At 34.5% G+C, this 14,081-nt stretch carries 14 protein-coding genes and 1 pseudogene; 6 read left to right on the top strand and 9 right to left on the bottom strand.

The window, feature by feature from the left end:
- Positions 1-181: 181 nt before the first annotated feature.
- Positions 182-592 (bottom strand): annotated as a pseudogene (locus AQ616_RS14930) (SDR family NAD(P)-dependent oxidoreductase); the annotation flags it as partial.
- Positions 593-616: 24 nt separating this feature from the next.
- Positions 617-1,357, bottom strand: coding sequence for a tryptophan-rich sensory protein (locus tag AQ616_RS14925; RefSeq protein ID WP_069686133.1), 741 nt, complete (start codon positions 1,355-1,357; stop codon positions 617-619).
- 125 nt (positions 1,358-1,482) lie between these two features.
- On the opposite strand from AQ616_RS14925, the gene AQ616_RS14920 reads away from it, so the two are divergent.
- On the top strand, positions 1,483-2,514 hold the full coding sequence (locus AQ616_RS14920; protein ID WP_084822491.1) for an AbrB family transcriptional regulator: 1,032 nt from the start codon (positions 1,483-1,485) through the stop codon (positions 2,512-2,514).
- Positions 2,515-2,533: 19 nt separating this feature from the next.
- Positions 2,534-3,379: a DUF72 domain-containing protein gene (locus tag AQ616_RS14915; protein WP_017795471.1), complete on the top strand. Its 846-nt coding sequence runs from the start codon at positions 2,534-2,536 to the stop codon at positions 3,377-3,379.
- A gap of 161 nt (positions 3,380-3,540) precedes the next feature.
- On the opposite strand, the gene AQ616_RS14910 is transcribed toward AQ616_RS14915, so the two are convergent.
- The 3 genes from AQ616_RS14910 to AQ616_RS14900 all read right to left on the bottom strand — a co-directional run bounded on the left by AQ616_RS14910 (position 3,541) and on the right by AQ616_RS14900 (position 6,113).
- A complete protein-coding gene (locus tag AQ616_RS14910) occupies positions 3,541-3,915 on the bottom strand; it encodes a DnaJ family domain-containing protein (RefSeq protein WP_069686132.1) in 375 nt (124 codons plus the stop codon).
- 54 nt (positions 3,916-3,969) lie between these two features.
- Positions 3,970-4,389, bottom strand: coding sequence for a YugN family protein (locus AQ616_RS14905; protein ID WP_017795473.1), 420 nt, complete (start codon positions 4,387-4,389; stop codon positions 3,970-3,972).
- 206 nt (positions 4,390-4,595) lie between these two features.
- A complete protein-coding gene (locus AQ616_RS14900; RefSeq protein ID WP_017795474.1) occupies positions 4,596-6,113 on the bottom strand; it encodes a BCCT family transporter in 1,518 nt (505 codons plus the stop codon).
- A gap of 196 nt (positions 6,114-6,309) precedes the next feature.
- Between AQ616_RS14900 and AQ616_RS14895 the strand changes: the two genes are divergently transcribed.
- The gene (locus tag AQ616_RS14895) at positions 6,310-6,903 is read left to right on the top strand and encodes a class I SAM-dependent methyltransferase (protein WP_069686131.1); all 594 of its coding nucleotides are present in this window, start codon (positions 6,310-6,312) and stop codon (positions 6,901-6,903) included.
- Positions 6,904-7,005: 102 nt separating this feature from the next.
- Here the strand turns inward: AQ616_RS14895 and AQ616_RS14890 are convergent, their stop codons facing one another.
- Positions 7,006-8,280, bottom strand: coding sequence for an MFS transporter (locus AQ616_RS14890; RefSeq protein ID WP_069686130.1), 1,275 nt, complete (start codon positions 8,278-8,280; stop codon positions 7,006-7,008).
- A 168-nt stretch (positions 8,281-8,448) separates the two neighbouring features.
- Here AQ616_RS14890 and AQ616_RS14885 point away from each other — a divergent pair, with 168 nt between their 5' ends.
- On the top strand, positions 8,449-8,847 hold the full coding sequence (locus tag AQ616_RS14885; protein WP_017795477.1) for a VOC family protein: 399 nt from the start codon (positions 8,449-8,451) through the stop codon (positions 8,845-8,847).
- Positions 8,848-9,226: 379 nt separating this feature from the next.
- Here AQ616_RS14885 and AQ616_RS14880 read toward each other — a convergent pair whose 3' ends face one another.
- Positions 9,227-10,228 carry an LLM class flavin-dependent oxidoreductase gene (locus tag AQ616_RS14880; protein ID WP_069686129.1) on the bottom strand — a complete coding sequence of 334 codons (1,002 nt, stop codon included), beginning with the start codon at positions 10,226-10,228 and terminating at the stop codon, positions 9,227-9,229.
- 207 nt (positions 10,229-10,435) lie between these two features.
- Between AQ616_RS14880 and AQ616_RS14875 the strand changes: the two genes are divergently transcribed.
- Positions 10,436-10,948 carry a YfiT family bacillithiol transferase gene (locus tag AQ616_RS14875; protein WP_069686128.1) on the top strand — a complete coding sequence of 171 codons (513 nt, stop codon included), beginning with the start codon at positions 10,436-10,438 and terminating at the stop codon, positions 10,946-10,948.
- A 279-nt stretch (positions 10,949-11,227) separates the two neighbouring features.
- Here AQ616_RS14875 and AQ616_RS14870 read toward each other — a convergent pair whose 3' ends face one another.
- Together AQ616_RS14870 and AQ616_RS14865 are read right to left on the bottom strand one after the other, a co-directional pair.
- On the bottom strand, positions 11,228-12,463 hold the full coding sequence (locus AQ616_RS14870; RefSeq protein WP_017795480.1) for an MFS transporter: 1,236 nt from the start codon (positions 12,461-12,463) through the stop codon (positions 11,228-11,230).
- Positions 12,453-13,490, bottom strand: coding sequence for an ArsR/SmtB family transcription factor (locus AQ616_RS14865; RefSeq protein WP_017795481.1), 1,038 nt, complete (start codon positions 13,488-13,490; stop codon positions 12,453-12,455). The genes AQ616_RS14870 and AQ616_RS14865 overlap by 11 nt, the downstream gene beginning before the upstream one ends.
- A 330-nt stretch (positions 13,491-13,820) precedes the next feature.
- Here AQ616_RS14865 and AQ616_RS14860 point away from each other — a divergent pair, with 330 nt between their 5' ends.
- Complete coding sequence (locus AQ616_RS14860) at positions 13,821-14,081, top strand: hypothetical protein (RefSeq protein WP_240490511.1); 261 nt, start codon at positions 13,821-13,823, stop codon at positions 14,079-14,081.

Here is a 14,081-nt window from a genome sequence, read left to right as displayed (position 1 = left end):
AATAGTTCCTTTAAATCGTGTTAGATGGAAGATGGAGAAAAGCTATTGACAACGCAAAAGCGAGCGCATAACGCTCGCTTCTTTTAAAGCATTTTTAAATTATTTTGAGCAGTTTCTATTTGTATAAAATAGTTTATATTTCTCTTATTGTTTATATTAAGTGTGGCGCTCTGTCTGCAAGTTATGCCCCCATACCGCCGTCAACTCGATACTGACCACCAGTAATAAACGTACTATCATCAGAAGCTAAGAATAATACTAATTTTGCAATATCATCAGCTTCTCCATAACGCCCCAATGGAATTCCTTTGGACATTGTTGCTTCATCCGCTTGTAATCCTTCTTCTAAGGAACGCATCATTCTTGTATTTACAGGAGAAGGATGAATTGAATTAACGCGAACATTAGCGCTAGCTACTTCAAGGGCTGCTGTTTTTGTTAAACCAACTACTGCATGCTTCGAAGTAACATATGGTGCTACGCCAGCACTTCCAGCTAATCCCCCAACAGAAGATGTATTGATAACACTGCCATAGCCTTGGTTAGTCAATACTGGGAGTACGTATTTCAAGCCTAAAAATACCCCACGCAGCCAGAAAGGCGGTAGATTCAAGAGTTAATCAGCATTTTTAATTTTTTTCCATTGTTTTAGGTAAAGAAACGAAATTATAATTAAGAAAATCATTAAAATAATTGTTACAAAACTTAGTGTCCATTGATCAGAAAAGTTTTTAACTGCAATACCGCCCATTGACCATAAGAAAACAAGTAATATAATCCAATCGCGTACAGAGAATAGTATAGCCATACTAATTAAGATAATTACTGTAAGTGCGAGGTAAGCAAGTAATAATTGTGTAGAATCAGTAACTTCTAACGTTGCCACACTAAAGTAAATTATGTTGGTTGTAAAGGCAATAATTAACCAGCCAGAATAAATGGAAATAGGAATTATCATTGAATAACTTGCTCGTTGTTGGCGTTGGTAAGCATACAATATTAATACTGAAACAAGATGTAAGCCAAGGATAATCAGTGCAACTCCATCAAATAAATAATGCCAAAATACAATCCAAAGTGCGTTAAATACACATGTTGAAATAAATATCCACATTAATGTAGCAGTGACTGGCTGTTTATGAAAGCTAATTCTAATCAACCAATAAAGTAGCCCGATATAAATAACTGTCCAAATGCTAAACGTATAACTTGCTGGTGTAAAATATACGGTATACATGCTAGATACTTCACCTGTATTATACCCGTTTAATGGTAGGATATTTGCTAATGCATTGACTGCAATCATAGCAAAGAAGGCTATGTACATAGATATAAGTTGTATCGTTCGTTTTTCCATCGTATCACTCCAAACTGCTTTTCATATATGTACCCAAATTTTTACAATTTTAATCATGTTTGCTAAACCATTTAAGATTGAAGGCAAGAGAGTTATAATGTAATAAAAAAGAAGAAGTGAACATCATGTATAGAACAATGATAGTTACGTTTATAGTTGGACTAATTGGAGCTTCTGTATTTTCAGTTATAGGTTTACCTATGCCGTGGTTATTAGGACCACTATTTTTTGTTTTAATCACTCAATTAAAGGCCCCGATTTCGTTAACATGGCATCCTTTCTTTAGAAATACAGGATTAGTTATAGCCGGTTATGTTATAGGATACGCATTTACATTGGAAGCATTACAACAAATGGTACATTTTTTTCCGCTAATGATAGCTATTAATGTATTATTTTTTCTATTATTTTTAGTTATTAGTTTTGTATTATCTCGATTATCACAGATGGATTTAGGTACTGCAATGACATGCTGTGTCCCAGGAGGATTACAACAAGTCATTGTATTTGCTGAAGAACAAAAAGAGATGGACGTAACACTAGTGACGTTTTATCATGTATTACGCGTGCTTGTTATTGTTTCAATGGTTCCATTTATTGTATCAATACAAGGACCAAACCTTCCGGTTGAAACTTCTCATGATGAGCAATATAGTTTAATACTATTGGGTTTAATGATCGTAGCATATTTTGTTGGTATGCTGTTTAAATTGATTAAGGTGCCTACAGCTTATTTATTGGGTCCAGTATTCTTTGTGATGTCATGTAACCTACTTGGATGGCAAGTGCCAGTAATGCCAGATTCGGCTCTACATATAGCTCAACTTTTTATTGGTATTTATATCGGATTATTGCTAAAACGAGATAGCATTAAAAAAATGAACAAACAATGGATGTATGCTCTACTGTCATGCGTCATATTAGTTAGCTTTGCGCTCGGTATCAGTTGGTTTGTAAAGCAAAGGTATTTTGATTTTTCTACAAGCTTTTTAAGTGTTGTTCCTGGAGGCTTAGATCAAATGGGTATTATTGCAGCTTCTGTACAAGCAGATGTCACGGTTGTTACTGCATTTCAATTATTCCGGATTTTATTTTTATCCGCACTTGTGATTCCTTTTGTGCAATATCTGGTGAGAAAAAAACGGAGCAGAACATGATAGCAAGGAGGTTAAATAGATGATTTATATTGGTTTAACTGGTTGGGGAGATCATGAAACTCTGTACACAGCCGATACAAAGCCTCAAGAAAAATTACAGGATTATAGTAGTCACTTTCCAGTCGTGGAATTAGATGCTTCCTTCTATGCAATTCAACCGAAACGTAATATCGAAAAGTGGATAAAAGAAACCCCTGAGAAGTTTCAATTCGTAGTAAAGGCATACCAAGGAATGACTGGTCATCAGCGTGGGGAAAGTCCATTTGAATCTAAGCAAGCGATGTTTGAAGCGTTTAAAGAATCAATTATTCCTTTTCAAAAAACAGGTAAATTAGCAACAGTATTATTCCAATTTCCGCCTTGGTTTGATTGTAAAAAAGAACATGTACAATATATTCGATACTGTAAAAGACAGATGGGGGATATACAGGTTGCGCTAGAGTTTAGGCATCAATCATGGTATAGTGATTCCTTTCGTGAACAAACGATTGCTTTTATGAAGGACGAGGGATGGATGCATTCTGTTGCAGATGAACCTCAGGCTGGTAAAGGGTCAGTACCTTTTGTTCCTATCACTACACACCCTGATACAACAATTATTCGATTGCATGGACGGAATTTTCATGGATGGACAAGATCTGGGAATGAAAACTGGAGAGAAGTTCGTTATCTCTATGACTATAACAAAGAAGAATTATTAACAGTAGCGAATGAAGTGACTCAATTAAATCAGTCTAATCACGATGTTATCGTACTATTTAACAATAATTCTGGGGGACACGCTGCAAATAATGCAAAACAATTGCAAGAGATACTGGGGATAGATTATCAAGGTTTGGCTCCTAAACAATTAGACTTATTTTAAATAGAGTTGGGGCATAACATAGGAAAAAGACAGATGATAGCTAATAAACGTAAGAAATATACGGAGACTCACCAGCCGCCGTTGGATAAGCGTAGTATATTTCTGAAGCGTGTTTTTAAAAGCCAATTATCTTTTACTTGAATACTTTTGTCCCAACCCTATTACGATATATTTTGATTGCTCCCGAAAAATTTTTGATATATTTTCGTAGCATAACGTTTAAATGTTTTTGATTTGTCTAGACTACGTTTTTTCGTAAATGATTGAAAGGCTGCTCTTTTATTTGGGTCTTTCTTTTCAACTTTACTTTCAGTCACAATTTGTAATAAGTCACGTTCAGATAGATGTGAAGCGTTTTTTTCCTGCTCTTCATTGAGATAACCAGCTCTTTTTAAAATCCGCAAAGGTTGTTTCATTGATTCGGGAATGTCCGCAAACTCATCACGTAGATCTAATCTTTTACCTTTTCCAGGGAGATTATCAAATTCACCATTTTCGATCGATTCTTTAATTTTATCTTCAACGAAATGATACATAAGTTTCCTCCTCTTCTTACTTCATAGTATGAAGTAAGTGTAGAGGTCAATCAACTATAAATTATTGTCAATATGGTTAATAATTTGTTGAACAGCATGCTCACCGTTTTTCTGCCAATAAGATCTATCATCAATTTCTCCATCTGCATCTACGGGTTTTTGGAATTGACTAAGGCCTGTAGCTGTTGCTAAGTCTGAGCCTTCTTTTTCTAATCCTGTATTTACTACATGTTTAATAAGAAAAGGTGTATCAAACTCGAGTAGTGCATGATCATTGTCTAATTCACCACTAATAACATGAAAGGGGAGGCGTAAATAAATCGTCTCTGCTCCTTCTCGAGAGAGTATCCCATCGAAATATCCTTCATCATATTGCCATGATCCAGAAAGGCCAAACCCTAGTTCTTTCAATCCTCCCTGTAATTTTCCAAAATAAGCTTGCTTTCCTTCAATGTCTGTTTCTAATTGAATCATACTAACTCACCTCGTACTTCCATTTTAGTTTTATTGTTACCACTTCTAATGGAAACATACGGATATCTAGGCATAGAAAAAGTGAAGGCTGTAAAATTTGCCTCCACTTTTTGATTATTATTTAATAGTAGTCAATTAATTGTCCAATTCTGTTCAAGAGCACCTAGGTCATGCCCTTGTGATAACATTACTAATGAAGTTACGCTTTATGCCTCCTCATTTTTCTTTAGTGAAGTCTTCCTTCTTTTGATGTAAGCATCCTCTTTTAAGGCTCTGTATAGGGAAATAACCATCAATATAACCACAAAGGAGAATGGCAATGCCGCAACAATAACTGTATTTTGTAGCGAGCTAAGGCCTCCTACATATAAAAGAATTAAAGCCACTGCTGAAATAGATAATCCAAGTGCGACTTTAACAGAATTTGGGGGTGAAAGTGATCCTCCAGTTGACTGCATTCCTAATACAAATGTCGCTGAATCTGCAGACGTGATAAAGAAAATAACCAATAAAAATATGGCAAGCAGTGAGATGATCGTTGATAAAGGTAGGTAATCAAACATATTAAATAGAACGAGTTCTGTTGAAAATTGAGTTAAATCAACAATCCCTTGTTGCTGCATTTCTCCTGCGGTAGTACCAAAAACAGTAAACCATGCAGATATTACAAGAACAGGTACAATAATTACGCCAAAGATGAATTGACGAATGGTTCTACCTCTAGATATACGTGCAACAAAGATACCAACGAATGGTGCCCAAGATATCCACCATGCCCAGTAAAATATTGTCCATATATCTAACCACGCTCGATTATCCGATGCTAGAGGAGCGGATCGGAAGCTCATCCGAATGAAATTTTGAAAATACAGGCCAATTGATTCCGAGAACATGTTAAATATTAATAATGTAGGTCCGACGGCTAATACAAAAATAAAAAGTGTTAAAGCAAGTAAAAGATTAATATTTGATAATGTTTTAATCCCTTTGTTTAACCCGCTCCAAGCAGATATGATAAATAATACTGTTACAATTAATATGATAATTGCCTGTACTCCGATGTTTACTGGAAGACCAAATAAATGGGATAACCCAGCATTGATTTGGATTGCCCCTAATCCAAGTGACGTAGCTACACCAACGACAGTTGCGAAGATTGCTAAAGCATCAATTGCTTTACCGAATCCCCCATTCATCCGATCTCCAAATAAAGGTTTTAATGTAACGGAGATAAGTCCAGGTTCATCTTTTCTAAACTGAAAGTACGCAATAGCAAGAGCAACGAGTCCATACATGGACCAACCATGTATCCCCCAATGAAAGAATGAATGCGATAAAGCTTCTTTGAATGCTTGTGCGGTCCCTGGTTCGGATAGCGGTGCATCAACCATAAAGTGGGCAAGCGGCTCAGATGCTCCGTAAAAGACTAAACCAATACCAATTCCCGCAGCAAATAACATCGCCACCCAAGAAATATTAGAAAAATCAGGACGATCGCTGTCTTTTCCTAGGCGGATATTACCGTATGGACTAACAGCAATAAATATTGCTACAGCAACTAAAACAGACATAAGCAACAAATAATACCAACCAAAAGTTGAAGATACCCAAGATTGAACGTTTTGTGAAATTTCTTCAAATTTCACTGGAAAAATGGCACCAAGTGCTACCATAATACCAACCAAAATTACTGAGAAATAAAAAACATTCGTGACTTTTTTCATGTGTTCCCCTTTCGTTAAAGAAAAGCATTTATTTATAGATATATAAAACTACCCTTTTTTGAATATTTTTAAACTTTATCTTTTATTATTCAACTTGATACGAATAGTATGGAACGAATATAATTTGATATGCAAAAACACGCACAAGAAAATCTTATGCTATAGTAAAAGAATCAATGTACAAAGGAAGAAGCAGATGAAAGATTATCGATATGATAAATATTTGCATATACGAACACAACCTCAGAAGCACTTAAATTATCCAGATGAATTACAATATAACCCGTATGAACCAACTCCCTATGGTGCATTAGAAGAATTAAGTCGTGTGTATTCTCCTACAAACGGTTACCTTGTTGATTACGGATGTGGAAAAGGGAGGGTGAGTTTTTACTTTCATCATTATTACAAGATGAAGGTAAAAGGGGTGGAAATGGATGAAAATATAATTGAAATAGCGATGGATAATCATAATCGTTATGGTAGTGATGATATAGAATTAATTTGTAGTCTTGCGGAAGAATATTTTGTCTCAAAAGACGACTCCAATTTTTACTTTTTTAACCCATTTACAATTCATATATTTCGAAAAGTTATACAAAACATATTAACTTCCATTGAAACACATCCAAGAAATGTAGATATAATCATGTATTATTCACATCAAGAATATATTTATTTTCTGGATAATTCTACACCATTTGAATGTGTTCAAGAAGTTCCTTACTCGATCCTATATGAAAATAATCCGGATGAACGTTTTCTAATTTACCGTTTTTCCCGCAAATAACGGAGCAGTAATACCCGTACTTCTCAGCTATGAGGCAAGGCCGAGTGGGCTAAGTGAGTAAAACGAATCCTCACAAAATGAAGTTTCACTGTATCGTCTAATTTATATAGATAAGGTTTGTTCTTCGCTAGCAGGTGGTTCTTTAATTTGTTGGATATCTTTATCAAAAAATACATATACTCCTGTACAGAAAATCCAAGCTCCTGAAAGAAGGAATACAATGTTCACATGGAGTGTGTCTGCCAACCAACCACCGAGAAGAGAACAAATTGGAATTAAGAATCCTGAAATGGCTCCTATAATTCCAAAAACACGCCCGCGTACTTCATCATCGACCATTGTAATTAAATAGGTATTGAACTTAATGTTTAAGGCTACAATTACAAAAGTGAATGAAAAATATAGGATGATTCCAATAATAGGGATACTTGTTAGAGTAAGGAGCATTAATGTAATCCCAGCAATCAAAAAGGAATAAGAAAAAATTTGAGCGACAGATAACTTTGCGGTGAGTTTTGTAATCATCAATCCAACAATAATACTTGCAATAGAGGCGGCGGCTGAAAAGAGTCCGAACATGACTGCACCGCCATTATATTGAACTTGCACTAGTACAACGAATAAAGGAAGTACCATTGTACTAACATTTACTACCATTGCAAGGATAATAAGTTTAAATACTTCCGTCTTCATGCGCAGATACTTATAACCTTGTACTAACTCTTGAAGAATAGATGTTTTTTTATTTGTTGTTATTTCTTCATTAGATGCAGCAACCGCTACCTCACCTATATTCGTAGGCTGTACTTTACTAGTAATCTCAACTAAAAACATAAGAATCAGGCTAGCTATTAAATAAATAAGTGAATGTGATAACATAACACCTACAAATCCAATAAGTGCGATTGCAAAACCGCTAATCGAGGTCCCAATCAATGTTGCTACTTGCCCTGATGAACTAATGAAACCATTCACTTTCAATAGATTTTTTTGAGCAACAATTCTTGGTAGTAATCGGTTCTTAGCCGGAGCAACTATAAACATTCCTACATCATGCAATATAAGCCCAAAATAAACTACGATTAAAAAATAATCAAAAAAGAAATGAAAACTAATCGCCATAAAAATTCCTACATTTAGCATGACAAGAAATCCAATTTGCATAAATCTCTTCGGTTCAAAACGATCAGCGAAAGTCCCGAGCAATGGACCAACTAATATTTGTGTGGCAAAAGTTAACGCTGTAATAATCGAAGCTAACAATGCTGATTGTGAGACTTCATAAACATACCAAAAAATTGCGATATCATATACACTATCTGCTAATTGAGTCAAAAATTGATTGGAAACAATTACTTTCATGTTTCGATTTTTCATTATAAACCCCTCCGCTACCTAATCTGATTTTAGTTTAAGGGGGAAAGTGCTTTTTCTAAACGGTAACTGGATGGAGTTTATCTAAGTCTAAAGACTGATATTGTAAATAAATGCAACGTACTATTTTTGATATAACAAAACTTAATTAGAAACGGAGGGTTAAGATCTATGGTAAAACAACAAGTACACCCATTTTTAATGTTTCAAGGAGAAGCTGAAGAGGCTGTAAACTTATACCAATCAGTATTTACTGATGTCGATATTCCTTTTATCGAAAGATATGGTTCAGAAGTGGAAGGTATGGAAGGGAAAATATTGCGAGCAGTTATTGTAATTAAAGGGCTAGAAATAATGTGTAGTGATAGTTCCATTCAACATGATTTTACTTTTACTCCATCGATGTCTCTTTTTATTACATGCCATGATGAACAAGAATTACAAGATGTTTTTACAAAGCTTTCTCAAGGTGGAGAAATCCGTATGCCAATCGATAACCATGGTTTTAGTAAGCAATTTGGCTGGGTGGAAGATAAATTTGGTGTTAACTGGCAATTAAATGTCGAATAATGATCCATGGAATTGTTATTGTACAGAGTTTGAACAAAATTGGTGTTTCTATAATCAATCGAGGATGAGGCCAAAGTATTTAATCAAAAGAGAAAACCGAATCAATAGGTATTGAAACCTGACTTCAAAAATTATACTCCGCTTATTCTAAGGGAGCTGGTGAGCCTCCGGATCTTATGCATCGAGGTTCTTCTAGGCCTTCCTCCCACAGGACAAGGAAGACCTCGACAGCATTGCATCGCACGCAGAAAATCGATTTTTGTTTTCAAGAAGTCTCCGCATATTTCTTACGCTTATTCTAGCTATCATCCTTCTTTTGACAAAAACTTTGTGTTAAGTCCCATCCTTCTTTTAACAAATTATAGATTATTCTTTTAATCTAAGTTAGTTGGAATTCTTTAGCGAGTAACTTGATTGCTGTTTTTCTATTTTCGATTCCTGGAATGTTAGGAATCAATATCACTTCATCACAATTATATTTGGCGATCAGTTTTTGAATCTCTTCCTTTACGTAACTAGAGTCGCCAATAATAGCTCGTTTACGGATATTATTTATTTTCTGCTTTTCAAAAGGACTAAAATATTTTTTTGAAGCAGTGATTACATTTGGGAAATATGGAGGATTCTTAGCAGTCTCTAATGATGCCATCCATAAATCAAAGGATTTAGCAAGCTGTTCAGCTTCATCTGTTGTTTTTCCGACAACAACAAAAACTGCAATAGAAACGATGGGTTTGTCATGAAATAAGGATGGCTTAAATTGTTTTCGATACGTATTAATGATTTCAATTCCTACATCAAAAGGTTTTATGAAATGAGCATATGTGTAAGCAGTGCCAAGTTCAGCAGCAATTTTTGTGCTAGAACCTCCTGCACCTAACATCCACATTTCTGGTTGTGTATCAGTCACTGGTGTAGCGATTAGCTTTTGGAAACGATGACTAGATTCTTTGTCGTCACTCAAATATTTTTGGATATCTCTTACTTGTTGCTCATACGTTAATCGTTCTTCTTTTTCCTCATTTAAAGCATGGTTAACTAGTCTTCCTCCCGTACTATTCCCCATACCTAGATCAATACGGTTAGGGTGAATTGCTTCCAATGTACGAAAAATCTCGGAAACTTTGAAGGGGCTATAATGCGGAAGCATAATTCCTCCAGAGCCAATTCGTATATTGTTCGTTTGTCCAGCTAAATGCATCATTAATAATTCAGGTGAACTACTGGCAATCGAAAGTGCATGATGTTGCTCCGGTACCCAAAAACGATGATACCCTAAATCATCAGCCAGTTTTGCCAATTCTGTAGTGTTATGAAATGCATCTATAGCTGTTTTTCCTTCATCAATTAATAGATAATCTAAGATGTTTAGACGTGTCATCACTTTCTATCCTCCGTATGTTCTTTTATTAATTATTATTTGCTTATACAATCTATTCTAAACGATTGAGGTGAAAGCGTAGAGTTTCATCACAAATTTTTTGACTTATTTGTATTTGAATGCTTATAGTTTATAAAAATGTTGAGGTATATTGATGGTTAATATAGAATGATAATGAAATATATAATAAGGGAAAGAGGGTTGAAAATGGACGTTAAATTTCCAATTGGCAAATTACAAGTTCCCGAAAAAGTAACATTTGAAAATATTCACGAATGGCTAAAACAAATCGAAACATACACGAATCGATTAGGAGAAACGGTCAACTCATTAAATGATGAGGAATTAAGCAAAACTTATCGTGAAGGGAGCTGGACCATTCGTCAACTTGTTCATCATATTGCTGATTCTCAGTTGAACATGTATCAACGCTTGAAGTTGGCTTTAACAGATGAGAGTCCAACAGTACCTGCTTTTGATCAAGAAAAGTGGGCTATTCAACCGGATGTAAAACTGCCTATAGAAAGTTCTATTAAAATGTTGGAAGGTATAAATGAGCGCATTGTATCATTGGGATATAGTTTAACTGAAGAGCAATTAGATGAATCTTTTGTTCATCAGATAAATGGTGAAATATCAGTTACTACAAAGTTTGCAAAATTAGCTTGGCACGAAGAACATCATTTAGCACATATAAAAATCGCATTATCTAAAGCATAATTGGTAAGGATATGATTTGGGTAAAGGTGACATTATCGAATATATATAAATAATGGATAGTAGTAGATAAAAATAAACCTCCTAAGCATAGAAAAGTTTAGGAGGTTCATTTTTAACAGAAATATCCTTTTTTCCATGAATGTAATTAATTTGTTTCGAATACAGACAGATAGTTTGTACGATGATGAAAGAATTGCTGGTGATCTACTGCTCTAATTCTAACCTGACTTCATTGAGTATGGCATGGGTAATTAAATTATAGAATACAACTATTTTCAATTATCCTTTTTTATCGTGCAAGTTTCGTAGAGTCCAATACCTGATTGGATTTAAACGGAAATAGAGTAAACCGAGTGTTGCAGATATACAAGTGATCAAACCCATTATGATAAATGCTAAACGTATAGTAAAAAGTTCACTTATGAATCCACCAATTAGTATTCCTATAGGTAACATAATTCGAATAATTAGCATTCGTATCGATAGTAATTGAGTGCGCTGATTATCGTCAATCTTTTGCTGGAACATGGTAAGATGCCAAATTGTAAATATACTCATTGCAATTCCTGCTAAGATTTCAGAGCTAATGGCAACCCAAACATGGGATGTGACCCCATTAATAATATAAGTACAACCACCAATAATTAAACATAATAACATCCAACGTGGCTTATTGTTTACGTTTATATATTTAATACATAATGAACCAATCACATACCCAAGTGGAAATCCAGCCATGAAGAATCCGTACATAGACATACTACTCCCATGGACAACGGTGATATAAGGCAAGTTCAAAACGATGGATGCGCCTACTCCTAATTGCACAATTGCAAGAAATCCAGCTAGTATAAATAATAGTTTTTGTTGAAAAAAGCTATTCCATCCATTCTTTAGTTCGTCTTTCCAAGCTTGCTTTTGTATCTGTAGTTGTCTTTTCTCGGTAACGCTAAATAAAATAGCTCCGGAGATAGCAAATAAACCAATAATGACGATTAGAGTTGTTTCTATACTTAGAATATCCATGATAAACCCTGCGATAAGCGGCGCAACAAGCATCATAGTTCTTGTTAAACTATCGAGATAGGCGTTACCTTCAATTAATTGATTACTACTCACTACTTGCGGTAATAGTGACTGAGAAGCGGGTACATATAATGGTGTTAGTAATCCAACAAAAAATTGAATAATATAAATACTCCATACTGAGGGAGAATCGAGAAGTAGCAAAACCAATGGTATGATGAATAAGAAAGCTCTGCACCACAGTACAGAGATCATTATTGTTTTCTTTCTCCAATGGTCTAGGTAGGGACCGATAAAAAATTGTATTAGTATGGATGGTACGTAATATAGTAACCACATACTGCCTAATGCCAATTCTGAACCTGTTAGCATATATACATATACTGAATTACAAAAAGTACCGAGGGCACCACCTAATTCAGATATACCGCTACCAAACCATAAAGAGCGAAAAGAAGAGTTTTGCCATATCGTTTGATTATTCTTCATGTAGATAGTCCTCTAATTTCCTCCAATTTTTATGTAATGTATCCTGATTGAGGTGATATTTGGATTGGTTTGTTTCAAGTATGCGTGCGGATCGCATAAGCTTTAAATGATGGTGAATGGTTGTTTTCCCTATATTTGTTTTTGAAGCAAGCTCAGATAAACTATAATCTCTTTTGGATAAGAGTTTTATCAGTCGTAATCTTGTATCGTCACCTAATATTTTAAACACTTGTAGCATTTGATAATCTGGAACTAACGTATCTTCAGGATGAATACTTTCATTTGTCACCGGATAATAAAGCACTTGATATGAAGGTAATTCCAAATAGATAACCCAAGGTCGATAAGTAATTTGTGGAATCAGTATAATATTAGTCTCTGCATCTTCTAAACGGAATTTTTGATCGTCTAGTACCCACTGGATAAATGATAGCGAATCCTTTTGTTTCTGAGCATGTTTTTTTGATTTAATATCTCGTGCCAAGACGGCTTCTATACTGTCTTGAACGGGATAAACAACTTCTTTTAACCATAACTGTAGTACATTGATGAGGTGATGTTTTAATTGACTGATCTCACAATTTACAATAAACGTAATATAACCTGGTAAGATATTCGATGTAGCTTTTTCAAATAAGTTAACACTTTCCTTCTCTCCCCGAGCAGCCATTTTTCGGTTTTCCTCATAATTTTTTCCAATGAAAGGGATGACAGAGTACCTTAATTCCACATCTGATGTTTCTAATATTCTATCTTTAAATTCATCGATATGTTGAATATTCCAGGTATGAATTAATAATAAAAGAGACTTCCATGTGTTATGTGTTTCAAGATAGTTTAATTCATGAAGAAGTGCAGATGATAAATCTTTTCGAAGCTTCTTAAACTCAGTTTCTTTTTCTAAAGTAGATAATATAGGTTTGTTCGTAATTGCGGCTATGCCTAAGACGGCTTCATGAATAATGGAATAGTCCATAGTTACATGAATGTGATTTTCCTTTGTTGAGCTCCAATTTAATATATCCATAACCTCACCTTTTTTCTTTTTTTATAAGTATACTTCTATAACACTATTTATTCAATATTTTTTGAACTTATAATTCGAAAAAAATTGAATTTAAAAGTTGATTAATGAGATTTGAACTCTGACGTTTAGATAGGAGGGAATTTATCCGATGATAAATTACTTTAGTCTCAGTCTTATTGAATGTATAATGATAGTACAAATTGATTTTTCTGAAAAAAGGTGATTGATAGAATGATAATAAAAATATTAATTTTGATACTGTCGTATGTTTTCATCGGTATCATTGTTGGTTTATTTTACGTGGCAGTGCTTCTTTCCATATTCTACCTTATGAAAAAAATATTCCATATGAACGAATCAAAATGGACATCTCTTTTCAAGATACATAATGGGTTAGGAGTGTATTATACTTTAATCATTCCATGGATAATAACGATACTGATAATGTTTCCAATCATTGTATCGTGGTTTGAATTAATTGGGCTTGAATATAACATTCTTGCTTCTGTGTCTATCGTACTATTGTTGCTCATAACAACTGCATGGAAATTTTATAAGGGTAGAGAAGTTCTTGCCAGAATTAGTAGATAG

Origin of the sequence: Oceanobacillus sp. E9 (assembly GCF_001741975.1) — a bacterium.
Classification (GTDB): Bacteria; Bacillota; Bacilli; order Bacillales; family Amphibacillaceae; genus Oceanobacillus; species Oceanobacillus kimchii.
The sequence above is the reverse complement of the archived record's forward strand: the minus strand, read 5'-3'. Positions and strand labels throughout refer to the sequence as shown.